Here is a 24,477-nt window from a genome sequence, read left to right as displayed (position 1 = left end):
ACGCCTGCTGGTTGAGTAGGCGGCGTTCCCCGCTGGTTGCGCCACGCCTGCTGGTTGAGTAGGCGAGGAGCTTGCGACGAGCCGTATCGAAACCAGCCGTCACCCGGCGTCGAGATCCACCACCCGGTCGCACCGCGCGTCGACGATCCGCCGTTGGTGGCTGACCAGCACCATCCCGGCGCCGTCGTCGACCAGCTCTTGCAACAGCCCGATCACGGCCCGCGCCGAGATGGGGTCGAGCATGGCGGTCGGTTCGTCGCACAGCACGAATCGCGGTGCCTGCACGAGCAGGCGACCGATGCACGCGCGTTGTAGCTGACCGTCGGAGACCTGCGAGGGGAAGCGGTCGAGTAGAGCAGGGTCGAGGCCGACGCGCTCCGCGATCTGCTCGGCGTCGCAGTCCCGTCGCGCGATCGCGGCGGGTTCCGCCACGATCTTCCGCAACGTCCAGCGCGGGTTCGCAACGACGCGGGGGTGCTGTGCGAGCAGTCCGATGGCCCCCGGGCGTCGTCCCAGACCGCGCTGCTCGACGACGCCCGCCGCGGGTTCGGCGAGGCCCGCGAGGATGCGAAGCAACGTCGTCTTACCGCTTCCCGACCGGCCGACGACGCCGGTGATCGATCCCGCGTCGACGCCGACGTCGAGGTCGGCGAAGACCTCGCGGTCACCGAATCGCGCGGTCAGACCGCTGCCGACAAGTGTCGCCGTCATGCGACCGGCTCGAAGAAGGCAGCGACGTACTCGTCGTCGGACGACGCGAGGTCGGCGGCAGCGCGCTGCTCGACGATCCGGCCGGCACGCATGACCGCGACGGAGTCGCACCCACCCGTTCGTAACGCATCCATGTCGTGCGTGATCACCAGGACGGCGGCGCCGCGTCGAGCCGTGTCTGCGAGGAGTGCCCAGATCGCGGCAGCGAGGTCGGGGTCCAGCGCTGAGGTGGGCTCGTCGGCCACCAGGATGTCCGGATCACCGGCGAGCGCTGCGGCGATTGCGGCACGCTGCGCCATGCCCCCGGACAGTTCGTGCGGGTACAGCTGCAGCGCGTCGGGATCGAGGTGGACCGCATTGCACAGCTCGACGGCGTCGCACGCGCCGTCGAGGCCCGCGATCACCTCGCCGAGCTGGGAGCCGAGCGTGCGCACCGGGGTGAACGACGTCGCCGCCGACTGCGGCACCAACCCGACGCGACGGCCACGCATCGCCCGCCAACGCGGGTCGCGTCCACCTATCTCGTCGCCGAGGAAAGCATCGTCGCCCAGGGACAGCCGCCCGGCCACGCTCGACCCGGGTGGCAGCAGCCCGCAGAGCGCCGCCGCGACCATCGACTTCCCGCAGCCCGATTCGCCGACGAGGGCGGTCATCGAGCCGGGCGGCAGGTCCAGCGTCACGTCGTCGAGTACCCGCACGCGCCGGCGGCGTCGTGCGGCGACATCGACCGTCACGCCATCGAGACGGGCGGTCATCGCCACACCTCCCCGCTCGGTGGGAGCGTGGCTCGGCGGAGCGATGCAGCCGCGCCCGAACACGCGAGCGCGGTGACCATGAGCGCCACACCGGGAACGACCAGCGTCCACCACGCGCCGGTGAGGACGTCACCGCGGGCTTGACCGAGGAGCGTGCCCAGGCTCGCGGCGTCCGGAGACAGTCCGACGCCCAGGAACGACAGCGTCGTCTCGTGCCACACCGCGTGCGGGAGGAGCACCGTCATCGCGACCAGTACCTGGCCGGACACCGCAGGTAGAAGGTGTCGGGTGGCGACGAAGGTCCGCGACGCACCGGCCAGGCGTGCGGTCTCCACCCACCCCGCCGAGGTCGCCTCGAGCAATTCGGCACGCACGACCCGCGCCACGGCCGGCCAATGTGTCAGCGCGATCGACGCGATGATCGCGACCGGTTCACCGCGCCACATCGCCGCGATCACCACTCCCACGACCAGGTGCGGCAGCGCGTTCACGCCATCGACGACGCGCATCACGATCGCATCGACCCAGCCACCGACGGTCACCGAGGCGACACCGGTGACCACTCCGAGGACGGTGGCCAGCACCGCGCAGGCGATGGCGATGAGCAACGAGATCCGCAGACCCTCCGCGGTGCGCACGCCGAGGTCGTAACCGGAATGATCGGTACCGAGAAGTGTGCCGTCGCCGGGGGCACGCAATGCCTGTGCGAAGTCGGCGGTCTGATCGCCGGCGACGAAAGGGCAGCCCACGGCGAGGAGCGCGAATACGCCGAGCACGATCCACGGCGCGACGAGAATGAAGCGCTCGCGGACTGCGGCCCAACGACTCTCCTCGGGGATCGTCGGCTGGTGGACCGCGGTCATGCGCCCAACCCGATCCGCGGATCGATCCAGACGGCGGCCGCATCCGACAGCGCCGACCCGATGAGGACGAGCACCGCGGACCCGACGGCCAGGGGCGCGAGAAGCGAGAAGTCGAGGGCCACTGCCGAATCGACGAGAGCCTCGGCGAGACCCGGCCAGCCGAAGACTGTTTCGACGATGGCGGCACCGGCGATGAGCTCCGGCAGCCGTGTTCCGAGCAGCGCAAGGGTCGGCAACACCGACACCGGCACGATGTGTCCGCGCAGCAACGTCCACCCGCCCACGCCGCGGGCACGTGCACCCCGCACCGCGTCGGACACCGCAGCGTCGACGACCGCCGATCGCATCGTCAGCAGCAACCACGGAATCATCGAGATGGTCAATGCCAGGTAGGGCAGCACCGCGTGCGTGAGCAGCCCGTCGAGTGAGTAGTCGTCACCCGGGCGTCGTGCGCCCGAGGTCGGGAACCAACCCAGCCCCACCGCGAAAGCGCTGACCAGCAGAAGAGACACGACGAACGGCGGTGTCGCGGCGAGCATGGCAGCCAGAGATGTGCAGGCACGGTCGAGCAGGCCGCCGCGCCGCATGCCGACCACCGCACCGAGGACGATGGCGATCACCGCTGCGGACAGCAACGCCGCCAACGACATTCCGACGGTGAACGGGAGCCGTTGACCGATCACGTCGGCGACCGGTTGGCGCATGGTCGACGACCACCCCAGGTCTCCCCGGAACACCGCGCCCCACCATTTCCACCAGGCCGTGAACCAGTGGTCGTCGAGCCCGTATGCCTGCGTAACGGCGTCCCGTTGCGCCTGTGTCGCCGACTGGTACCTGTCCCCGAGGTGCGCCGTCAGCGGATCGAACGGCGAGGACGCGGCCACCGCGAACACCCCCAGCGACACGAGGAGCACGGTCGGGATCATCACCACGAACCGACGACCGAGAAGTCGGGTGGCAATCCGCGAGCGACTCACGCGACGTGCGTGTTCGATTGTGCCGGCGGGACTTTCCGAAGCGGAACGCGGAATCGCCGCGAGCCGCTCGGTGTCCGGCCGGATCTGCGTGGTCACGACACCGGCGTCCAGGACGGCAGATTCCACCACGGTCCCCAGGTCACGCCGTGCGAGTGGGGTTCGAGGATCGGGGCTTCGTGGTTCCACCCCGTGCTGCGGGCCACGTAGGTGTGGTGGACGAAGACGAGGAACACCTGCGAGGGCTGGCGTGCGTAGATCTGCTGGATGCGTCGGTACCGTTCGTCGTTCTCCGGTCCTGTTGCCGATTCCCGCGCAGCGTCGAGCATTTCGTCGAGCCCGGGCGCGGTGAAGTTGCCCGGGTTGGAGTAGGGCGACGAAGCCGGCACGCGGGTGTGCAGAGCGTCGTACACCTGGGAATCGATGCTGTAGGGGGTCGCGCCTCCGCCGAGAAGCGCACCGGCCGTGTCCATCTTGGTGTCGATCTCGTCCCAGCTGGTGCCGCGCGTGAGCACCTCGACGCCGAGCTTCTTCATCGACGCGGCGAAGGCGACCGACAGGTCGCGACGCAGGGTGTCCTCGGCGTTGTACAGCAGCGGGAACGACGCGCGGACCCCGTTCCGGACGCGTATGCCATCGGAACCGGTGCGCCAACCCGCGTCGTCGAGGATCGACTCAGCCCGCGAACGGTCGTGCGCGAACTGGGCATCGGCGTCGAAGGCGTCGCCGTAAACCTTGGCGATCGGGGTGCTCGCAGGCTCGCCTTTACCCAGCAGCACGTCGTCCACCAGCGCGTCCCGGTCGACGCCGATGTTCATCGCCAGGCGCGCAGCGGAATCGCCGGTGAAGGCGTTACGGGCCGGCAGCGACACTCCCCGCCAGTCCGCCGATGCCACCACGGCGACATCGACTCCCGCACGGTCGACGAACCCATCGGCCAGCCGCGGCGGGAGGCCCGCCCCGTCGACCTCACCGGTTTGCACGAGCTGCGCACGAGAGTTGTCGTCGGGGACAAGCGTGTAGACGATCTTGCGCACCGCCGGCAACTCCGGACGGTCGTTCCGCGCGACGAGGACCGCCTGGTCGGGGTCGAGGGATTCGAGGCGATAGGGGCCGGTCCCCACGGGTTCGGTGTTCAGCGCCCATCTCGCAGCGGGGGCGGCCTCCACCTTCTCCGACGGGACGATGCCGAGAAGGAGGTACGGCGAGGGGTCGGCATCGGTGTTCATGGTCAGCCTGATCGCCTGCGGCCCATCAGCTTCGATGGAGACGATCGGCGCGAAGTCGGTGGAGATACCCGACGCCACGTTCGGGTCGACCGCGGCGCGGTAGGTCGCGACCACGTCGGCGGCATCGAAGGCGGTGCCGTCGGAGAAGGTGACGCCGTCCTTCAGCGGCACCCGCCAGGTCCGCGGCGCGATGCGTTCAGGCGCCGACGCGGCCAGCGCGGGCACGAGGTCGGGGACGCGACCGTCGCCGTCGGCCGCGGGAACCAGTAGCCCTTCGTAGATCGGCGACACACCCAACTGCCCGTATCCGAGCATCGGGTTGAACTGCCCGAGATCGTGACTTTCGGCGAGCACGATCTGATCCGACGTCGCGGCATCCTGCTCTCCGGCGCATCCCCCGAGGGCCGCTCCGGCGAGCACCATCGCCGCGACCACGACGATCACCGGCCGTCCGCGGCGTCCGAGGGGCCGGCGTCCTATACGTGTCGTCACAGACATATGTTCTCCCAGACATACATCGGTCGCCACTCGACCCCGGCATTCGTGGCCGATGGTGTAATTCGAGAGGGGCGGGGCGAGCAGAGGAGGCACGGGTGACCGATTTCGACGCGGACTCATGGGCCGCGCGCTTCACGCTGCTCAGCGACCCGACAAGGCTGCGGCTCGTCGCCGAGATGCACGCCCATCCGGGCTCGACGGTCGCCGAGCTCGCGGCCGCGATCGGCATCACCGAGAACGCCGCCTCGCAGTCGATCCGAGCGCTCCGCGACCAGGGGTGGGTGCGGTCGGAGAAGGTCGGCCGTCGGGTCCACTACGAGGTCGTCGGCGACGCGATCGTGCATCGCATCCTGCACGACATCATCGGAGTCGGGCGCATCTCCGCAGGTCACGGACACGATCACGCACACCCGTGACAACGGATTAGAACACGTTCTAATCTAGTCGCGTGGATGTCTCCTACGATGCGACCAAACGGGAACTGACGACCGACCAGGGCACCCTGCGCTACCACGAGGCCGGTGACGCCGACGCGCCGCCGTTGATCCTCCTGCACGGGTCCGGCCCCGGTGTCACCGGTTGGCGCAACTATCGCGGCAACCTCGGCCACTTCGCGCAGACCCATCACTGCTACGTGATCGAGTTCCCCGGCTTCGGCGTCAGCGACGCGGTCGAGGGTCACCCGGTCCTCACCGCCGGCGGTTCGGTCATCCGTTTCATGGATGCGCTGGGGATCGACAAGGCGCCGATGATCGGCAACTCGATGGGCGGCGTCGTCGGCGTCAACCTGGCGATCAAGAAGCCCGACCGTGTCGAGAAGCTCGTCACCATCGGCGGCGTCGGCCCCAACGTCTTCAGCCCGAGCCCCAGCGAGGGCCTGCGGCTCCTCCAGGAGTTCACCGACGCACCCGACAAGGACAAGCTCGTCCGCTGGCTGAACTCCATGGTCTTCGACCGTTCCCTCGTCACCGAGGAGCTCATCGAAGAGCGCTGGGAAGCCGCGATCAACCCGGACGCCCAGAAGACCGCCCAGATGATGTACGGTTCAGCGGCTTTCGAGATGCAGCAGCAGTTCATGGCGGCCTCCGACACTCCTCCCTACTGGGCGTCGATGCACAAGGTCGCCTGCCCGACGCTGCTCACCTGGGGCCGCGACGACCGCGTCAGCCCGCCCGACATGGCCATGGTCCCCATGCGCCTCATCCCCGACGCCGAGCTGCACATCTTCCCGAAGTGCGGCCACTGGGTGATGATCGAAGCCAAGGAAGCGTTCGAGGCGACGGTCAGTTCCTTCCTGACCCGCTGATCACCCGTGTCCGCGGCGGAATTTCACTCCGGACCAACCTGAGTCTTCGCTCACCACATCCGTTCCCGCTCACTCTTGAAGGGTGAGCGGGAACGGATCATGTGAGCGCTCCCGCGGACGGGTACCCAGTCGCCGCGCGCTGCGTCGTATTCTCTGTGCCGTCTTTTCCCACCGATCGCTCGGGCTCGTCCACCGCGTCGAGGTCCTGGGCGGTAAGCCCTGCACGCAACGCCGCCTCGCGTGCGATCTGACCTGGGTTGTCTGCCTGGATGGGTCATGCGTACTTTGACGCATGACGGCGTCGAACGGTTCCATCCACGGGCCGTACGAATATTCCGTTGCCCCTACGGCTCTCAAGCTGGCATAGTTCCCGTTCGGCACGAGGACCAGCAGGCCGGAGCGGGGTACCGCGACGTGTTCCTGTGCGTCGGAATCCTTGTGCCTACTTGATGGCAACGGGTCTTTTCAACCCTTTCAGGTTCGAGTCCTGATCACGGCACCGCTCCCGGGATCACGGTTTCGGTCGGTTCTGCGGTCGTCACGGCGAGTCGTCCGCGATTCGACGCTGCGCGCCCCCACCGGCCGGCCCGCCCGCGAGCGGTGTCGCCACCAAGCAAGTACGTCCCGACAGGCATTGCGACGCAACGGAAAGGAGGATCGCCATGCTGTTCTACAACGAGATCACCGTCCCCCCGGGTCACACGGTGCTGGCCTACCGGGATGCCGAGGTCCAGTCCCTGGATACCGGACGTCACCGGATCCCCAAGCCCGACTCGACGGTGACCGTCGACCTCCGTGACCGACTCATTCCGGTTGCACCGCAGGAGATCCTCACCTCGGACTCCATCGCGATCCGCGTCTCGATGTCATTGCGCGCCCGCGTGATCGATGCCCGTGCGTTCGTCGAGCGGGCCGCCGACCCGATCGGCGCGGTCTACCTGGCCGCGCAGATCGCGCTGCGCCAGGTGAGCGCCGACATCGCGTCAGAGGAGCTGATCCGACGCGGCGACGTCGTCGACGTGGCTCCGATCCGCGAGGCGGCGGCCGAGGCGGCCGCAACCGTCGGTGTCGAGGTGCTCGATGTCGTCATCCGTGACATCATCGTGCCGTCCGAGATCCGTAGTGCCGCACTCGAGGTGGTCACCGCGAAGACTCGTGGTCTGGCCAAGCTCGAGGCGGCCCGAGCCGAGACCGCGTCGCTGCGGGCGCTCGCCAACGCGGGTCGTCTGCTCGACGCGCACCCGGCGCTGGCGCAGCTGCGGCTCGTCGAGTCGGTGCCGTACGGCGCCCGCGTCGTGCTCAGCGTCGGCGGCGCCGAGGTGCCGGCGGGAGACTGAGTCTTCGCTCACCACATCCGTTCCCGCTCACTCTTGAAGGGTGAGCGGGAACGGATCATGTGAGCGCTCCCGCGGACGGGAACCCAGTCGCCGCGCGCTGCGTCGTATTCTCTGTGCCGTCTTTTCCCACCGATCGCTTCGGACTCGTCCACCGCGATGCAGCACTGCACGCGGGATTCTCCGACCAACAACTGTCCGGTGCCACCACCCGCCGGGAACTCGTGCGCCTGATACCGGGAGTGTGGGTCCCGGCCTCCGACCAACCGGCCGGGACGGGCTCCTCCGAGAAGCGTCACCGTCTGCGCGCGCTGGCGGTCGCCACCTCGGGCCCCACCGATGGTCATCCGCTCAGCCACGTGTCCGCCGCGGCTCTTCACGAGCTACCGATGCTGCATCCGGATCTCGGCCTCGTCCATGTGACCACCGGGCGATCCGCGGGCGGATCGATTCGCGGACAACGTCATCTGCACGCGTCGCCGCTCGACCCACAGGAGGTCGTCGAGATCGACGGCATACGGGTCACGTCCATCGAACGCACCGCCGTCGACGTCGCGACCATGGGGAGTTTCGACCAGGCCCTGGTCATTTTCGACGCCGCGCTCCGTGCCGGTGCCGACCCCACTGTGATGGCGGATCTCCTCTCAGGGCGTCGACGCCGGAGCGCGCGGAATGCGCGGCGAGCATTGCCCTTCGCGAGCGCGGCTGCCGAGAGCGTCGGCGAATCCTGGAGTCGCGCGCAGATGATCGACGCGGGTCTTCCGATCCCGACGCTGCAGCGCGAGTTCGTCATCGACGGTCAGAGGTACCGCAGCGACTTCGATTGGGCGGAACTACTCGTCGGCGAGTTCGACGGTCTGCACAAGTACGACAGCCTCCGCGGCGCCGGCGAGTCGGCAACGGACGTCGTCGTCCGTGAGAAGCTCCGCGAAGATCGGTTGCGGGCCAGCGGTATCGCCGTCGTCCGCTGGACCTGGTCGACCCTCGAGAAGCGTCAACTGGTCCCGCTTCTGCATCCCTGGCTGAAGAAGTTCGGCCTCCTCGCCGCCTAGGTTTCGCTCACGAGATCTGTTGCCGCTCACCCGTCAACAGTGAGCGGGTACGGAAAGAGTGAGCGAAAGCAAGAGCCCCGACCGGAACGAATCCGGTCGGGGCCCTTGATGTCTGCTGGTCACCCAGCGAGTGTCTTACTTCGCAGCGAGGTTCTCGTTGGTCAGCTTGGTGACACCCTGCTCGGCCTTCTCGACGAGCGAGGCCGGCGGCTCGAAGTGCTTGCCGTACTTGCCGGCGAGCTCCTTGGCGCGCGCGACGAAGCCGGGCACGCCACCCTCGTAACCGTTGATGTACTGGATGACACCGCCGGTCCAGGCCGGGAAGCCGATGCCGAAGATCGAGCCGATGTTGGCGTCCTCGACGGAGGTGAGCACACCTTCGTCGAAGCACTTGACGGTCTCGAGGGACTCGGCGAAGAGCATGCGCTCCTTCATGTCCTCGAGCGGGATCTCAGTGGTGCCCGACTTGAACTGCTCACGCAGGCCCGGCCAGAGCTGGGTGCGCTTGCCGTTCTCGTCGTAGTCGTAGAAGCCCTTGCCGTCCTTCTTGGCGGTGCGGCCGTTCTCGACCATCCAGTCGACGACGGCGTTCGAGCCGTGCTGCGGAACTTCCTTGCCCTCGGCCACGAGTGCCGCCTCGGTCTCCTTGCGGATCTTCTGCGGCAGGGTCAGGGTCAGCTCGTCCATGAGCTGCAGCGGCGCGGCCGGGTAACCGGCCTGGGTGCCCGCATGCTCGATGAACGCCGGCTCGACGCCCTCGCCGACGGCCGCGATGGCCTCGTTGACGAAGGTGCCGATGACGCGGCTGGTGAAGAAGCCACGGCTGTCGTTGACGACGATCGGGGTCTTGCGGATCTGCAGGGTGTAGTCGATGACCTTGGCCAGCACGGCATCCGAGGTCTTCTCACCCTTGATGATCTCGACCAGCGGCATCTTGTCGACCGGCGAGAAGAAGTGGATACCGATGAAGTCCTCGGACCGCTTCACGCCCTCGGCGAGAATGGTGATCGGCAGGGTCGAGGTGTTGGAACCCAGGACGGCGTCGGGCTCGACGATGTCCTCGATCTCCTGGAACACCTTGTGCTTGACCTCGACCGACTCGAAGGCGGCCTCGATGACGAGGTCGACGCCCTTGAAGTCCTCCGGATCGACGGTCGGGTGGATGCGGGCGAGGAGCGCGTCGCTCTTCTCCTGCGTGGTCTTGCCACGCGAGAGGGCCTTCTCCTCGAGCTTCTCCGAGTAACCCTTACCGCGCTTGGCGGCTTCGAGGTCGATGTCCTTGAGGACGACCTCGATGCCGGCCTTGGCCGAGACGTACGCGATGGCCGCGCCCATCATGCCGGCGCCGATGACGCCGACCTTCTTGGCGGTGTACTTGTCGTAGCCCTCGGGGCGCGAGCCGCCGCCGTTGATGTGCTGCAGGTCGAAGAAGAACGCCTTGATCATGTTCTGTGCGACCTGGCCGGTGACCAGCGAGACGAAGTAGCGGGTCTCGATGATGTCGGCGGTGTCGACGTCGACGTAGGCACCCTCGACGGCTGCGGCCAGGATGGCGCGCGGAGCCGGCATGTTGGCACCCTTGATCTGCTTGCGCAGCAGGGCCGGGAGGGCCGGGAGGTTCGCGGCGAAGGCCGGGTTGGTGGGAGCACCGCCCGGGATCTTGTAGCCCTTGACGTCGAACGGCTGCTGGGCCTCGGGGTTCTCCTTGATCCATGCCTTGGCGGCGGGGATCAGTTCCTCGATGGAGCCGACGACCTCATTGACCAGGCCGGTCTCCTTGGCCTTGGTCGGGTTGAAGCGCTGGCCCTGGAGCAGGACACCCATGAGGGCGTTCTGGATACCGAGCAGGCGGACGGTACGGACGACGCCGCCGCCACCGGGGAGCAGGCCGAGGGTGGCCTCGGGCAGACCGATCTGGACACCCTTGACGTCCGCGGCGATGCGGTAGTGGGTGTGCAGCGCGATCTCCAGGCCGCCACCGAGAGCGGCACCGTTGATGGCCGCGACGACGGGCTTGCCCAGGGTCTCGAGACGACGCAGCACCTTCTTCATGGCGTTGGTGGTCTCGGTGATCTGGGTGGCGATCTCGGCCTTGGAGACGTCCGAGCGGTCGCTCGTCATGTCCTTGAGGTCGCCGCCGGCGAAGAAGGTCTTCTTCGCCGAGGTCAGGATGACACCGGTGATGTCGTCCTTCTCCGCCTCCAGGCGGTCGACGGTCGCGGCCATCGACTCCTGGTACAGCGCGTTCATGGTGTTGGCGCCCTGGTTGGGGTCGTCCATGGTCAGGATGACGACGCCGTCGGCGTCCTTCTCCCAGTTGATCATGTTGTCACTCATGGTGTTTCAGAAGATCTTTCTATGAAGGTGAAGGCCACTCGATCCCCGAGGAGCGAGCGCGGGCTGTCCACCCACACTCGGGGTCGGGCAAGGTGAGCTGCCCTGTTCCCTGAGGTGCGAGCGGGCGAGGTTTCACACGCTCCCTGAGGTGCGAGCGAAGCGAGCCTCGAAGGGTCAGAGACGCTCGATGATGGTCGCGACGCCCATGCCGCCACCGATGCAGAGGGTGATCAGGCCGTAGCGGCCGCCGGTGCGCTCGAGCTCGTCGAGGCAGGTGCCGTAGATCATCGCGCCGGTCGCACCGAGCGGGTGACCCATGGCGATCGCGCCACCGTTGATGTTGACCTTCTCGTGCGGGATCTTCAGATCCTTCATCCACTTCATGACGACCGAGGCGAAGGCCTCGTTCAGCTCGAAGACGTCGATGTCGTCGACGGTCAGGCCGGCCTTCTTCAGTGCCAGCTCGGTGGCCGGGGTGGGGCCGGTCAGCATGATGGTGGGCTCGGAGCCGACCTCGGCGAACGAGACGACGCGGGCGCGCGGGGTCAGGCCGTTGCGCTTGCCCGCCTCCTCGCTACCGATGAGCACGAGGCCCGAACCGTCGACGATGCCGGAGCTGTTGCCACCGGTGTGGACGTGGTTGATCTTCTCGACGCTCGGGTACTTCTGCAGTGCGACGTCGTCGAAGCCGGCCATGTCGGCGAGGGCGGCGAAGGCGGCCTTCAGCTTGCCGAGGCTCTCGACCGTCGAACCCGGACGACGGTGCTCGTCGTGATCGAGGATGGTGACGCCGTTGATGTCCTTGACGGGCACCACGGACTTGGTGAAGTAGCCACTGGTCCAAGCCTTCTCGGCGCGAGCCTGCGACTCGGCGGCGTAGGCGTCGACGTCTTCACGCGAGAAGCCCTCGATGGTGGCGATCAGGTCGGCACCGATGCCCTGCGGGACGATGTAGTGGTCGTACGCGGTGGCGGGGTCGGTGAAGAGTGCACCGCCGTCGCTGCCCATCGGGACGCGCGACATCGACTCGACACCACCGGCGAGAACCAGGTCGTCGAAGCCGGAGGCGACCTTGGCGGCCGCGAGGTTGGTGGCTTCCAGGCCCGAGGCGCAGAAGCGGTTGATCTGGGTACCCGGAACGGTCTCCGGGAGGCCGCTGTTGAGGGCGGCGGTACGTGCGATGACCGCACCCTGCTCGCCGACCGGCGAGACGACACCGAGGATGACGTCGTTGACGTCGGCGGGATCGAGGCCGCCGTGGCGGGCCAGAACCTCGTCGATCAGACCCGAGACCAGGTCGACCGGCTTGACGCTGTGCAGCGCACCGCCGCGCTGCTTGCCACGAGGCGTACGGATCGCCTCGTAGATGAATGCTTGATCAGGCACGAAAGTGTTCCTTTCACACGAACCACCAGTTGGTTACTCCCCGAGGCTAACGCGGAATCACTTATTTGGCTATACCCCGTGGTCAACAGGTCTGGATTTCCTCCGAATGTGCGCTATGGTCTGTTCACCATGCCTGACCGAAAGACGACCCGGACAAAGGGCGCCGACCGCAAGCGACAGCTCGTCGACTCTGCGGCGACGCTCTTCGTCCAGCGCGGCTACGCGCAGGTGTCGGTCGCCGACATCGCCCGTTCGGCGGGCGTCACCGCGCCATCGGTCTACAGGCATTTCGACGACAAGCAGTCACTCCTCGAGGCGGCCGTCCTGGCAGGCGTCGACGACCTCGAGGCGTGCACCGACCGCGCCCTCCGCGACGGCAACGACGCGGCGACGCTGATCTCCACCGTGTGCGCGCTGGCCGTCCAGCGCCCGCAGACGGCCTCGCTCTGGCGTTGGACGAGCAACTACCTGACCGTCGAGCAGAACAAACAGGTCGCGCTGCGCACCCGCGAGGTGATCGGACAGTGGGCGGCGGCGATCCTGAACGGGCGCGACGACCTGACCGAACGCGAGGCCGTCCAACTCGCGTGGGCGATCCTGAGTGTCAGCGGCAGCCTCACCGTGCACCACACCCGGATGTCCAGCGTCCGTGCGCGAGAAGAGATCGAGAAGCTGGTCCGACGCCTGCTGGTGCTGAGCCCGTCGACCGCACCCCCGCTCGCCACGACGCCGGAGCTCACCGGGACGACCCGATCGCGCCGGGACGAGATTCTCGACGCCGCGGCCGCGTTGTTCGCCGCGCGCGGGTACTCCGACGTCGGGGTCGACGAGATCGGTGGCGCGGTCGGGATCGCCGGACCCAGTGTGTACAAGCACTTTCCGTCGAAGATGGCGATCCTGGTGGCCATCGGTTATCGCAGCGGCGCCCGCCTCGAGGCGGCGGTGATGGCGGCCTACGGAGCGACGAACGATCCCGCCAAGCTCCTTGCCACACTGGTCGATTCGTATGTCGAGGTCATCACCAGCACGCCCGACCTGTCCGTGAGCTTCAACAACTCCCCGGTCCTCGCCGGCCAGCCCGGCGCCACCGAGCTGCTCGACATCCAGCGTCGCTATGTCGCCCGCTGGATCGATCTGCTCATCGAGGTCGACCCGGGACTCAAACGGGACCAGGGTGCGGTGGCCGTGCACGCGGCCCTGTCCATCGTCAACGACGCGGTGCGGATGAGACGAGGAACCCAGAGTCCGGAGTTCGCCGCACGGATGGCCTATCTGATGAAGGGCATCCTCGCGGTCTGACATCGTTTCCTCTCCACGCTCACGCGGTCATTGGGACTGAACTTACTTCAGTTCGACTTTCTTGTCCACAGATGCTTGACAGCTCGGGGCGCATCCATCGAATATGAATTGAGTTCTGTTCAGGTTCCTGATCCACATCCATGCTCGGCAGAGGAGTTCAGCGATGAGCATTCACCCCGGGACGGCCGAGACACTGTCCGCCGCGCCGCTCGACACCCACGACGCAGGCGACAGCGCCGCGAGCGGGCGCCCCTGGTCGATCGACACCGCGATCCCGTTGCTGCCCAACGACGAGGAGTCGGATCTCCGCGACGCGATCCGATCGCTGCTGGCGTCCGCAGGCGACATCGAGGACGTCCGTCGCATCACCGAGTCGGAGCTCGGATACTCCTCGGAGGTCTGGTCTGAACTGGCCACGTCGATGGCGGTCACCACGATGGCCGTACCCGAATCCGACGGCGGCCTCGGCTACGGGCTGACCTACCTCTGCACCGTGCTCGAGGAATGCGGCCGAGCGCTGCGTCCGGAACCCGTCCTGACCTCGGCAGCGGTCGGTGTCCACGCCCTCCTGCTGGGCGGCGACGCCCGCCTCGACCAACACCGAGCGGCAGCACTCGACGGCAGCGCCGTGGTCACCGCGACCCCGCTCGACGGCGACACCGACTGTCTCACCGCCCTTGAGGTCTCCTCCGGGGACTGGCGCCTGTCGGGCACCGCGGCGCACGCGCCGCACGGCGCCACCGCCGACATCGCCGTCGTCACAGCCGAAACCGGCGGCGGCCGTCGACTGTTCGCCGTCCCGCTCACCGATGATTCGGTCACTCGTGTGACCGCGGAATCGCTGGACCCCACTCGCCCGCTCGCCGTGCTCCATCTCGACGCGGCGGCTGCGATCCCGTTGTCCGACGAGGGCGGTACCGCGGCCCTCGTGTCAGAGCTCCGAGCCCGCGCGACCATCGCCGTTGCCGCGGAGAACGTCGGCATCGCGTCGCATCTCCTGGAGATGACGATCGAGTACACCAGCTCGCGCAAGCAGTTCGGCCGGGCGATCGCGTCGTACCAGGCGGTCAAGCACCGGATCGCCGACATGCTCCTCGACGTCGAGCGCGCCCGATCCGCCGCCCGCTACGCTGCCGGCGTCGTCGACGCGGACGGTGACCGTGCCGCCATCGCGTTCGCCGCCGCGGTCGCCGGAACCATCTGCACCGAGGCCGCGATCCGGGTCTGCACCGAGACCATCCAGTTGCACGGTGGTATCGGCTTCACCTGGGAGCACCCTGCTCACAACTACTATCGGCGGGTGCTCGTCAACGAGGCGGCCACGGGGGACGCCACGACTCAGCGGACGCGCATTGCGGCGTCGATACTCGACCGCGTGCCCGAATCCGCGTGACCTGAGTTCAACTCATGTCACGATGGACACCGGCGACACAGATCAGAAGGGGGTAGGCAATGCCAGTCGACTCGAAAGTTCGTGAGGACGGACCACGCTCGAAGCGTGCGCGCATCCTGACGGTCGCCGTCGAGCAGTTCGGCAAGGTCGGATACGAGCACACCAAATGGGCCTCGGTCGCGGGCGAGGTGGGTATCGGCCAGACCGCGCTGTACCACTACTTCGAGTCGAAGGCGCACTGCCTGCTCACGATCATGCGCATCGAACTGGCCGAGTCGGTCAGCCGTTTCGACGCAGGGACCGCCGGGATCAGCGATCCCGAGGAGGCCTTGCGCGCAGCGGTTGCGGCGGCTCTCGAAGCCGAGCCCACCGATGCCCTTCAGCGCCGAATCCTGCAGAACCACATGGACATCCTCAGCACTCCGCGCCAGTCGGAGAAAGAAGAGACCGAACGGGTCCAGTCCCGCGAGCTGGTCGCCCAGATCGAGCACAACTGGACCGAGTTGCTCAAGCGCGGAATGGAGACAGGTGCCTTCGCCCCCGGCGATCCCGAACTGGCATCGCGGTTGGTCCTGGGCGCGATGGTCAGCGTGTGGCGCTGGTACCGGCCCGGCGGACCCATCTCCCCCGACCACATGATCAAGACCGTCACCGAGTCTCTGGTCCGAATGGTCAAGGCCTGAGCGCGCTTTCGACGATCAAAGCCTGAGCGGAACCGGATCGGTTCCGCTCAGGCTTTTTCGTGTCTCTCGGTATCTGTCGTCAGACGGTGAATCTGCCGCCGTTGCTCAGCACCACCGCGCCGACGAGATTGGCCGCTCCCGGCGACGCCAGATACAGGATCGTGTCGGCGAGCTCCTCCGGGCTGGCGTAGCCACGAGCCGGACCGGAGTCCATCGCCGCACGAAGGTGCGCCGGGGTCCGCGCGGCCATGGCGGTGTCGACCGGACCGGGCGCGATCGTGTTGACGCGAATGCCGAACGGCAGAACCTCTTTCGCGACCGACTGGCTCATCGCATGCACCGCGGCCTTGGACGCGGAGTAGTGCGGGTAACCGATGAGGGTGTCGAAGGCGGACGACGAACCGACCGTCACGATGGCGCCTCCTCCGCGACCTTTCATGGCGCGCACCGATTCCCGCAGCACGTAGAACGTGCCGTCGAGGTTGATGTCCAGAACCCGTCGCCACATCTTGTCGGTCAGTCGCGACGTGACGTCGATGGGCTCGCCCTGTGCTGCCGCCTCCTGCATCCAGGTCTTCGAGGTCGGGTCGTCCACGCCGGCCGCGTGCACCACGACGTCCAGCCGCCCGTGCTCGGCGACGACTCCGGCGAAGGCCTCGGCGACCGCCTCCGAGTCGGAGACGTCCAATTCCAGAGCCCGGGCACCGTCGATCTCGGATGCCACCGTCTTCGCCCCGTCGATGGAGACGTCGACGACGTACACCAATTCCGCACCGCGACGGTTGAGTTCGCGCACCGTTGCGGCTCCGATACCGGACCCGCCGCCGGTGACGACCGCGATCTTGCCCTCGAACTGGGCCTCGTTCATCATTTCTCCTCTGATCTCAGATCTCTGCACCGACGCGATAGCCCTCGGCTATCGCATGTCCGATGCGTCGTGGGGTCACGCAGTCACCGATCTGACTGATCGTGGTATCGCCCCCGTCGATGGTGAACGGCGACAGGGGTACCCGGGGCTGATGCCAGACGATCAGCGACTCCGGAAGGATCTGCGGCTCACCGCCGAAAACCGGCCGGCTCTGCAACGAGCCGTCGCCACCCGGCTCGAGGGTTCGTGCGACTTCCAGGGTGGCCCCGGCCTCGGCGAGTCGACGGAGCAGCGGTCCGACACTCTCGGCCGGGATACGCGAGCACAGTGAGGTCAACGGTGTCGACAGGGTGACCTGCCAACCCTGTTGCGCGAGAGCCTCGGCCGCGTTGTAGGCGGGCCAGAACCCGTCGCCGTCGTCGACGACCACGGCGTTGCGGGTGTCCATCGACGGCAGATCGCCGAGGATGGCCTGATCCACGGTTGCCGACGCGTGCTGGGGCAGCCACGACGGGATCGGGGCCGGCCGGGAACCGGTGGCCACGATGACGTGGTCGGCGATACCCGTGATCTCGGTGAAGTCGTCGGCATCGATGGCCGCGGCGAGGTTCACATCCACCTTGAGTCGCCGCATCTCGTGGCCCAGATAGTCGACGATGTCGATCAGGGTGCTCCGGTGCGGCGACCGTGCGGCGGTCCGGACGGCTCCGCCTAGTTCGGTTGCACCCTCGAAAAGGGTTACCCGGTGCCCCCGTTCGGCCGCGACGCGAGCGGCTTCCAACCCGCCCGGGCCACCGCCGATGACATAGACCTCTTTGGTCTCCGGCGCCCGCATTCCGACATTCCGGTGTCTGCCCCGTCCGACCTCGGCGTTCACCGCGCAGTGCAGGTGCGGATCGAAGGCCCGGCAGTCCTGGTTGATCCCGAGGCATCCCCGGATCTCCAGCATTCGGCCCTCGGCCGACTTGTTGGGTAGTTCAGGGTCGGCGATCAGCGCCCGCGCCATCCCGACGAGGTCGGCCTGGCCGCGTTTGATGATGTGTTCGGCGGTCGCCGCATCCCGGATCCGCTGTCCGACGAGGACCGGCACACCGGTGGCGGCACGCACCCGTGCTGCCGAACCCACCGCGACCGCGTCCGGTTGCGTCGAATCCTTGACGTATGACCCGCGGGTGCCGTGTGTGATGCTGAGGTAGTCCACGCCGAGGTCGGCGTAGTACTCCGCGATCCGTACACAGTCGTCGATCGTCATCCCGCCGGGGATCTCCTCCTCGCCGCTCAATCGCACGCCGAGCAGCTTTCCGGCAGGCATCTGCGCACGCATGGCCTCGACGACGAGTCGCCCGAATCGCATCCGGTTCTCGAATCCGCCACCGAAGGAGTCGGTTCGGCGGTTCGTCAGCGGTGACATGAACTGTGCGACGAGATATCCGTGGGCAGCATGGATCTCAAGACCGTCCACGTCGGCGGCGATGAGATTGCGTGCGGAGGTCGCCCAACCGTCGACGATGTCCTCGATCTCGGCGATCGTCAACTCATGGGGTGGATAGGCGTCTCGGTTCGTCTTGAGGGACGAGGGGGCCACCGGCGGTGAATCCGACTCACCCCCGATGAACTCCCGTCCCAGATGGACCAATTGGGTGATCAGACGCGCCCCGTGACGGTGCACCGCGGCAACCTTCTTGGCCGTGGCGGGGATGACCTCGTCCTGGTAGGCCTCCACGAGTTTGCGTGACCGCAGAGTCGTGGTGGGGTGGACGACGGTCGCGCCGCCCACGATCATGCCGACACCTCCGGCGGCGAGCCGCTCGAAGTGCTCGGTGTCGCCCTCGGTCGGCACACCGTGCTCGACGAGGCTCGTGCCGGCGGGAAGAGCGACCAACCGGTTCCGGAGGGTCAGTCCGCCGATCTCCATCGGCGAGAACAGTTCGGGGAATACGGGTCCGGCGGTCATCGGACCTCCTTTCGAGGAGTTGTCGGCGGCCGACGACTCAGGACAGGAACTGCCTGCGCCACTCCTGCTGATACCGATCGACCGACTCCGCGGTGAGCGAGTCGACGTCAGGGAGCGGGATGTCCTGGGCTCGTGCGACCGCCCCGGGGATGTCCGGGAGTGCCGACGCATAACCGGTCGACAGAGCGGTCTGACCGTCCCGGGTGACCAGGAAGTCGGCCAGGACCTGGGCCGCGTTCGGATGGGGGGCCGAGGTAAGTACGTGGGAGTACCAGGGTGTGCCCCAATAGGGTTGCGGCAGCTTCCATCCGACCGGGGCGCCGGTCTTCTGCTCGCGCACCAGCGGTTGGACCATCGGTGTCGCGACGATCTCGCCGGAGTTGAGCGCCTGCGCGACGGCGAGCGCGCCGGGATAGATCCGCGGCTCGAGAGCTGCGAGACGCTTGTTGAAGTCGGGAGCCCAGTTCTTGTCGAAGAACCGGTACTCGTCCACGACGGGGGCGAAGCCGGCGGGGTTCACCACTCCGATCCGACCCCGCAGGGATTCGGACAAGAGATCCTCTGGCTTGTCGAGTCCGCCCGGCAGCGCATCTGTGTTCCACCCGAGGGCGAACGCCGCACCGCTGACGAGGAACAACCGATCGTCGATCACGCTGCGAGACCGCTCGTAGGCCGGGTTGTCGAAGGCCGGCCCGACCGGCTCGACCGAGTACTGCCCCGACGCGGCGGCCCGCGTGACCCAGCTGAAGTCCGAGGACATGTGGACGTCGGCGGTTCCCTTGCCAGTACGGTTCTCGGTTTCGACGCGAGGATTGATCTCGACATCGGTCCCACGGGTGAACTCGAGCGTGATCCGGGGGTAGGCGGCCTCGAACGACCCTTTGAGCTTCTGGAGATTGTCCGGGTGCTGGGTGGAGTAGAGATAGACGCTGCCCTCCTGCTCGGCGGCGGCGACCACCTCGTCCCAGTCACCGGAGACCGCCTCCGAAGAGGACGAGCCCCCGCCACATGCCGCTGTCATCGTGAGGGCGGCCGTGGCGAGGGCCACCAGGGACAGCCGGCGGATTCCGCCGACCGTCCCGAGGCGTCGGGAACTCATTTCAGAATCTGCTCCAGCTCGGACCGGTACTTCTGTGCACCTTGTCCGGTGGTCACGTCGAGGTTCTGGTCGGCGACCTCCTGAGCGTTCGCGACCGAACCTGCGATGTCGGGCAGTACCGAGGCGTAACCGGGAGTGGTCGCGGCCTGTCCGGCGGGCGTGACCATGAAGTCGGCGAGGACCTGGGCGGCGTTGGGATGCGGCGACGATCCCAACGCGAGTCCGTACCACTTCGCACCCCAGACATGCTCGGTCGCCGTCCAATCCACCGGCGCACCGGCGTCCTTGGACGTGAGCATGGGATCGGTCATGAGTCCGACGGTCACCTCACCCGACGCGACGGCTTGCCCCAGCGGCTGGTTGCTGGGGTAGATACGCGGATTCTGGGCCGCCAGCGCCTTGATGTAATCCTCGCCGTAGTACTTCTCGATGTGCGCGTAGTAATCGAGGTAGGTCGGCGAGGTCGCCGGGTTGACGATGCCGATCTTTCCTTTCAGCGCCGGATCGAGCAGGCCCCGCGCGTCCTTGACCCCGCCGGGGAGCGCCTTGGTGTTCCAGCCGAGACCGAGGATGACGGCACCTTCCAGGAAGAAGCGGTCATCGACGATGCTCGACGCGCGGTGGTAATCCGGCGCGTCGAATGCCGGCCCCACGACGGGGACGGCGACGTCGTTGTCGGCGTTCGCCTTCATCCACGAGATGTCGGTGATGACGGCAACGTCGCCGATTCCCTTGCCCGACCGCGATTCGGCGTCGATCTTGGAGAGGAGGTCGGCGTCGACCCCGCGGACGATCTCGAGATCGATGGCGGGGTAGGCCTTCTCGAACTGCTTCTCCAAGTCGGCGAGGCGGGGTGCGGCCTGCGTCGAGTACAGGGTGACCTTGCCCTCCTTGTTGGCCGCCGCGACGACGTCCTCCCAAGGGCCGTCCACCGCGCGAGAAGGTTCGCTGCCGCCTCCGCACGCAGCGACCGTCAGGGCGAGGGTCGCTGCTGCGAGCGCACCGACGAGTCTGCGAGTTCTCATGTGTTCCTCCGTTGATAAAGCCTGTCGCCTGACTCAGGCGCAGGTCCAGCCACCGTCGACGTAGAGTTCGGTGCCGGTGATGTAGAGCGCGTCATCGCCGCCGAGGAATGCGACTGCGGCCGCGACGTCCTCCGCCGTGCCGAGGCGCCCCATCGGGGTGTTCGCGATCATCGCGTCGTGACGCTCGGTGCCCTCGTACCGCTCCCTGAGCTGTTCGGTGCCGATGAAACCCGGGTGGATCGAGTTCACCCGGACCCCGCGCTTCGCCCAGTGCAGCGCAGCATTCTTCGTCATCGTCCGCACCGCCCCCTTCGCGGCGGCATAGGCGAGGCTGTTGCCCAGCCCGCCAACCGATCCCAGGATCGAGCACACGTTGACGATGGCCCCGCCTCCGGTCGCCTCGATGTGGGCGCCCGCGTGCTTCATCCCCAGCCAGGTACCGGTCTGACTGATGTCGATCACGCGCTGATAGGTGTCGACCTTCTCGTCGACCACCGACGCGAGACTTCCGATGGCACCGTTGTTGACGAGCAGGTCGAGTCGGGGATGACTCTCCGCGATGTCACCGACGACGCTCTCCCATCCGCTCTCCGACGAGATGTCGAGCGTTGCAACCAGGTGCTTGTCGGGCTCGGACAGACTGTCCCGCAACTGATCCAGCGGAGCACCGGGGACATCGGTCAATACGACCGAGGCGCCTTCACCGGCCAGGCGTCGAACGATCTCCACGCCTATCCCACCGGTGGCACCGGTCACCAGCGCGACCTTGCCGGCAAGCCGGCCTGCACCTACACCCATCACGTACTCCTCGGACGCCGATTCAGAGATTGCTGAGGACATTGCGCCCGCCGACCACCATTGCCGCACCGACACCGCCGGCGGTCACCGCCGTCATCAGCAACGCCATCGCGGCGACCTGGGGGTACGACCCGTTCTGCCACATGTCGTAGAGCAACGTGCCCATCACCTGTGTGGTCGACGCCCGGACGAGCAGCGACGCCGCGAACTCGTGCGTGAGCAGGATGAACATCAGCGCCACTGCGCTCAGGATCGCAGGCCGCATGAGCGGCAACATGATCCGCAAGTTGGTGACGAGGGGCGATGCGCCGCTGGTCGCCGACGCCTCGGTGTAGGTGTTGCCCAACGAGAGCATCGCGGTCATCTGCATCCGCACCGCGAAGGGCAGCATCAGCACCACGTAGACCAACACGATGACTGTCCGCGTGCCGTAGAGGATCAGCGGCGGCTCGGTGTAGGTGAGCAGGAAGCCGACACCGAAGATGACGGCGGGGATGCCCAGCGGCAGTGCGGTGATCAGATCGCCGACGAGACCCAGGACCTTGTGCTGGCGACCCCGCACCAGGAGGTTGGCCATCGCGTATCCGATCGGGATACAGATCGCGACGGCGCCCAGCGAGGTGAGGACACTGGTGACGATCGACTCGGTGACCGAGGCGTTCGCGAAGAGTTCGCGGAAGTTGTCCAGGGTGAACAGTCCCCACGACAACGACCCCGACCAGTACGGCGTCAGCGACACGATCACGAGACCGACCATCGGGATGACCAGCGCGACGAGGGCGTACACGACGAGCGTGGCGCTTGCCCAACGCGCGCGGCCACCGGTCGGCGAGAACGCCTTGCCGCCGTGCGTGACGAAGCGACTCTGATTGCCCAACAACAGTTTCTGGACGAGGACGATCGCGATACCGAGGATCACCAGCGGCGAACCGGCAGCCGCGGCCGCCGCGAAGTCGGCCGGCGACTCCGACACCCGGCGATACATGTCGGTGGTCAGCACGTTCACGCCGTTGTTCTGGCCGAGCAGCAACGGGCCGGTGAACTGGCCGAGACCGAGCAGGAAGGCGATACCGCCGCCGTAGATGAGCGAGGGTCGCAGAAGGGGCAGCACGACCCGGAAGAACACACCGACGGTCGACGACCCGCTCGTCTGTGCCGCTTCCAGATGTTCGGCACTGATGTTCTGCATTCCGGCACTGACGAACAGGTAGACGAAGGATGTAAGGCCGAAGCCGGTCAGGATGATGATCCACGGCACGGTGTACACGTCGATCGGCCCGCTGTCGCTGCCGCTCCACCACGGGAGCTTCCGCAGGAGCACGTTCAGGTAGCCGGGGCCGGGCGAGAGCAGGAACGCCCAGCCCACGATGTTCGCGACGGCAGGCATCACGATCGGCAGGATGGGGATCATCTTGAGGAAGCCCATGCCCGCCGGCAGACGGCTCGCCGCGAAGGCGAGCAGCGTACCCAGGACCATGGCGATCACCAACGAACCGCCCGCGAGCGCGACCGTCGTCCAGATCGTCTCGGCGATGTCGAAGCGGCCGTATTCGTTTCGGTAACCCTGCGCGCCGTCCTCGAAGGCCAGTGCCTGCAGCCGGACCATCGGGAGGACCACCAGGTAGGCCAGGATCGCGAGCAGGATGCCGTAACCGATCCGCGCCCGCCACTGGGCGGGGATCGCCAGCGACCGCGGGGACGATCCGATTCCGACTGTCGGGGCCGTGGCCGTCATGATGCGAGCTTCGCCGGGGCCGGCGCCACCGCGGTCTTGGCGGTCTGCGAGACGGTGTCGATCGCCGCATCGGCCTGGTCGGGGTACACCCGCAACGCCGACGGATCGAAACTCACGACCACCTTGTCACCGGGTGCACTCTTCTTGAGGGTCACACCGTGCTCGGCAGCGGAGGCACGCAGCAGGAGCGTGTCCTCGCCCGAGCGCACGGTCACGTCGTAATACCGTCCGCCGTACTCGAAATCGACGAGCTCGGCATGGAGCATGACGTTGGAGGCCGGCGCTTCGGCCTCCGACGCGTGCAGCAGGAGGTCATCGGGTCGAAGACGGGCAGCCGCCTCGGCACCGCGGTCCGGGACCCCGCGTACCAGTGCACGCGACAGGTCGACCGCGTCGCCCTGGGTGGTACGCCATCCGTCGTGTCCGCGACGGAGTTCGATCCGGTTCGACATCCCGATGAAGGCCGCGACGTACTCGGAGACAGGGGTCTCGAAGACGTGCTCGGGCTCGTCGTACTGTTCGATCTTGCCGGCCTTCATGATGGCGATCCGGTCACCGAGAGCGAACGCCTCCGACTGGTCGTGCGTGACGAAAACAGCGGTGAAGCCGAGCTGCTGGTGCAACTGGTGGATCTGCGACCGAACCTGATCGCGCAGGCGGGCATCGAGATTCGAGAGCGGTTCGTCGAAGAGAACGAGGTCGGGACGGGACACGAGTCCGCGTGCGACCGCGACGCGCTGCTGCTGACCGCCGGAGAGCTGAGAGGGGTAGCGGTCGAGCAGACCCTCGCAGTCCACCATCCGCGCGGCCTGCTCGATCGACCCGTCCTTGAGGGCCTCTTTCATCTTGCGGACCTTGAGCGGGTACCCGATGTTCTTGCGCACGGTCATGTGCGGCCACAGGGCGTAGGACTGGAAGACCATGCCGATGTTGCGGCGATGCGCCGGCACGTTCACGCCGGTGTCGGCGTCGAAGATCAGCTCGTCCTTGAACGAGATCGACCCTCCCTGAGGGGTTTCCAGGCCGGCCAGACAGCGCAGAGTGGTGGTCTTGCCGCATCCGCTCGGTCCGAGCAGGACGAGGAACTCGCCCTCTTCGATGGGTAGGTCCAGATCGTCGACGACGACGTTGTCACCGTACTTTTTGACCAGTCCGGACACTGAGAATCGAGATGTCAC

21 protein-coding genes are annotated in these 24,477 nt (G+C 67.2%); 7 read left to right on the top strand and 14 right to left on the bottom strand.

What is annotated here, in order from left to right:
* Window positions 1-99 precede the first annotated feature (99 nt).
* From LQD00_RS10325 to LQD00_RS10305, 5 genes are read right to left on the bottom strand one after another with little or no spacing between them, the layout of a single operon-like run.
* Window positions 100-711 carry an ABC transporter ATP-binding protein gene (locus tag LQD00_RS10325; protein ID WP_232717042.1) on the bottom strand — a complete coding sequence of 204 codons (612 nt, stop codon included), beginning with the start codon at window positions 709-711 and terminating at the stop codon, window positions 100-102.
* Window positions 708-1,466: an ATP-binding cassette domain-containing protein gene (locus LQD00_RS10320; RefSeq protein ID WP_232717041.1), complete on the bottom strand. Its 759-nt coding sequence runs from the start codon at window positions 1,464-1,466 to the stop codon at window positions 708-710. Before LQD00_RS10320 ends, LQD00_RS10325 begins: the two co-directional genes overlap by 4 nt.
* Complete coding sequence (locus LQD00_RS10315) at window positions 1,463-2,329, bottom strand: ABC transporter permease (RefSeq protein ID WP_232717040.1); 867 nt, start codon at window positions 2,327-2,329, stop codon at window positions 1,463-1,465. Before LQD00_RS10315 ends, LQD00_RS10320 begins: the two co-directional genes overlap by 4 nt.
* Window positions 2,326-3,402 carry an ABC transporter permease gene (locus tag LQD00_RS10310; protein ID WP_232717106.1) on the bottom strand — a complete coding sequence of 359 codons (1,077 nt, stop codon included), beginning with the start codon at window positions 3,400-3,402 and terminating at the stop codon, window positions 2,326-2,328. The genes LQD00_RS10315 and LQD00_RS10310 overlap by 4 nt, the downstream gene beginning before the upstream one ends.
* Window positions 3,399-5,030 carry an ABC transporter substrate-binding protein gene (locus LQD00_RS10305; protein ID WP_232717039.1) on the bottom strand — a complete coding sequence of 544 codons (1,632 nt, stop codon included), beginning with the start codon at window positions 5,028-5,030 and terminating at the stop codon, window positions 3,399-3,401. Before LQD00_RS10305 ends, LQD00_RS10310 begins: the two co-directional genes overlap by 4 nt.
* 95 nt (window positions 5,031-5,125) lie before the next feature.
* Between LQD00_RS10305 and LQD00_RS10300 the strand changes: the two genes are divergently transcribed.
* The 4 genes from LQD00_RS10300 to LQD00_RS10285 all read left to right on the top strand — a co-directional run bounded on the left by LQD00_RS10300 (window position 5,126) and on the right by LQD00_RS10285 (window position 8,722).
* Window positions 5,126-5,446: an ArsR/SmtB family transcription factor gene (locus tag LQD00_RS10300; protein WP_232717038.1), complete on the top strand. Its 321-nt coding sequence runs from the start codon at window positions 5,126-5,128 to the stop codon at window positions 5,444-5,446.
* A gap of 32 nt (window positions 5,447-5,478) precedes the next feature.
* Window positions 5,479-6,336 (top strand): alpha/beta fold hydrolase, encoded by an 858-nt coding sequence (locus LQD00_RS10295; RefSeq protein WP_006868773.1) that lies wholly within the window; start codon window positions 5,479-5,481, stop codon window positions 6,334-6,336.
* A gap of 662 nt (window positions 6,337-6,998) precedes the next feature.
* Complete coding sequence (locus LQD00_RS10290; protein ID WP_232717037.1) at window positions 6,999-7,673, top strand: slipin family protein; 675 nt, start codon at window positions 6,999-7,001, stop codon at window positions 7,671-7,673.
* Between the two features lie 113 nt (window positions 7,674-7,786).
* Window positions 7,787-8,722, top strand: a complete 936-nt coding sequence (locus tag LQD00_RS10285) for a hypothetical protein (protein WP_232717036.1) — start codon at window positions 7,787-7,789, stop codon at window positions 8,720-8,722.
* A gap of 135 nt (window positions 8,723-8,857) precedes the next feature.
* Here LQD00_RS10285 and LQD00_RS10280 read toward each other — a convergent pair whose 3' ends face one another.
* Window positions 8,858-11,059, bottom strand: a complete 2,202-nt coding sequence (locus LQD00_RS10280; protein ID WP_232717035.1) for a 3-hydroxyacyl-CoA dehydrogenase NAD-binding domain-containing protein — start codon at window positions 11,057-11,059, stop codon at window positions 8,858-8,860.
* Between the two features lie 174 nt (window positions 11,060-11,233).
* Complete coding sequence (locus LQD00_RS10275) at window positions 11,234-12,445, bottom strand: acetyl-CoA C-acetyltransferase (protein ID WP_232717034.1); 1,212 nt, start codon at window positions 12,443-12,445, stop codon at window positions 11,234-11,236.
* Window positions 12,446-12,574: 129 nt separating this feature from the next.
* Here LQD00_RS10275 and LQD00_RS10270 point away from each other — a divergent pair, with 129 nt between their 5' ends.
* The 3 genes from LQD00_RS10270 (at window position 12,575) to LQD00_RS10260 (ending at window position 15,820) form a co-directional block, all read left to right on the top strand.
* Complete coding sequence (locus LQD00_RS10270) at window positions 12,575-13,744, top strand: TetR/AcrR family transcriptional regulator (protein ID WP_232717033.1); 1,170 nt, start codon at window positions 12,575-12,577, stop codon at window positions 13,742-13,744.
* A gap of 163 nt (window positions 13,745-13,907) precedes the next feature.
* A complete protein-coding gene (locus tag LQD00_RS10265) occupies window positions 13,908-15,137 on the top strand; it encodes an acyl-CoA dehydrogenase family protein (RefSeq protein ID WP_232717032.1) in 1,230 nt (409 codons plus the stop codon).
* Window positions 15,138-15,196: 59 nt separating this feature from the next.
* Window positions 15,197-15,820: a TetR/AcrR family transcriptional regulator gene (locus tag LQD00_RS10260; protein ID WP_232717031.1), complete on the top strand. Its 624-nt coding sequence runs from the start codon at window positions 15,197-15,199 to the stop codon at window positions 15,818-15,820.
* A gap of 79 nt (window positions 15,821-15,899) precedes the next feature.
* Here LQD00_RS10260 and LQD00_RS10255 read toward each other — a convergent pair whose 3' ends face one another.
* The 7 genes from LQD00_RS10255 to LQD00_RS10225 are packed head-to-tail and all read right to left on the bottom strand — an operon-like array spanning window position 15,900 to window position 24,477.
* Window positions 15,900-16,688, bottom strand: a complete 789-nt coding sequence (locus tag LQD00_RS10255; protein ID WP_232717030.1) for an SDR family NAD(P)-dependent oxidoreductase — start codon at window positions 16,686-16,688, stop codon at window positions 15,900-15,902.
* Window positions 16,689-16,704: 16 nt separating this feature from the next.
* Entirely contained in the window at window positions 16,705-18,642 is a 1,938-nt protein-coding gene (locus LQD00_RS10250; RefSeq protein ID WP_232717029.1) for an oxidoreductase, read from the bottom strand.
* 37 nt (window positions 18,643-18,679) lie between these two features.
* Window positions 18,680-19,741 (bottom strand): ABC transporter substrate-binding protein, encoded by a 1,062-nt coding sequence (locus LQD00_RS10245; protein ID WP_232717028.1) that lies wholly within the window; start codon window positions 19,739-19,741, stop codon window positions 18,680-18,682.
* Window positions 19,738-20,766 (bottom strand): ABC transporter substrate-binding protein, encoded by a 1,029-nt coding sequence (locus LQD00_RS10240; RefSeq protein WP_006868763.1) that lies wholly within the window; start codon window positions 20,764-20,766, stop codon window positions 19,738-19,740. The genes LQD00_RS10245 and LQD00_RS10240 overlap by 4 nt, the downstream gene beginning before the upstream one ends.
* A 33-nt stretch (window positions 20,767-20,799) precedes the next feature.
* Window positions 20,800-21,564, bottom strand: a complete 765-nt coding sequence (locus LQD00_RS10235) for an SDR family NAD(P)-dependent oxidoreductase (RefSeq protein ID WP_232717027.1) — start codon at window positions 21,562-21,564, stop codon at window positions 20,800-20,802.
* A gap of 22 nt (window positions 21,565-21,586) precedes the next feature.
* Window positions 21,587-23,299 carry an ABC transporter permease gene (locus tag LQD00_RS10230; RefSeq protein ID WP_232717026.1) on the bottom strand — a complete coding sequence of 571 codons (1,713 nt, stop codon included), beginning with the start codon at window positions 23,297-23,299 and terminating at the stop codon, window positions 21,587-21,589.
* A complete protein-coding gene (locus tag LQD00_RS10225; RefSeq protein WP_232717025.1) occupies window positions 23,296-24,477 on the bottom strand; it encodes an ABC transporter ATP-binding protein in 1,182 nt (393 codons plus the stop codon). The genes LQD00_RS10230 and LQD00_RS10225 overlap by 4 nt, the downstream gene beginning before the upstream one ends.

This window comes from Gordonia metallireducens, from assembly GCF_021245825.1.
Taxonomy (GTDB): Bacteria; Actinomycetota; Actinomycetes; order Mycobacteriales; family Mycobacteriaceae; genus Gordonia; species Gordonia namibiensis.
Note: the sequence above shows the minus strand (reverse complement) of the source record. Positions and strands in the feature narration are given on the sequence as shown.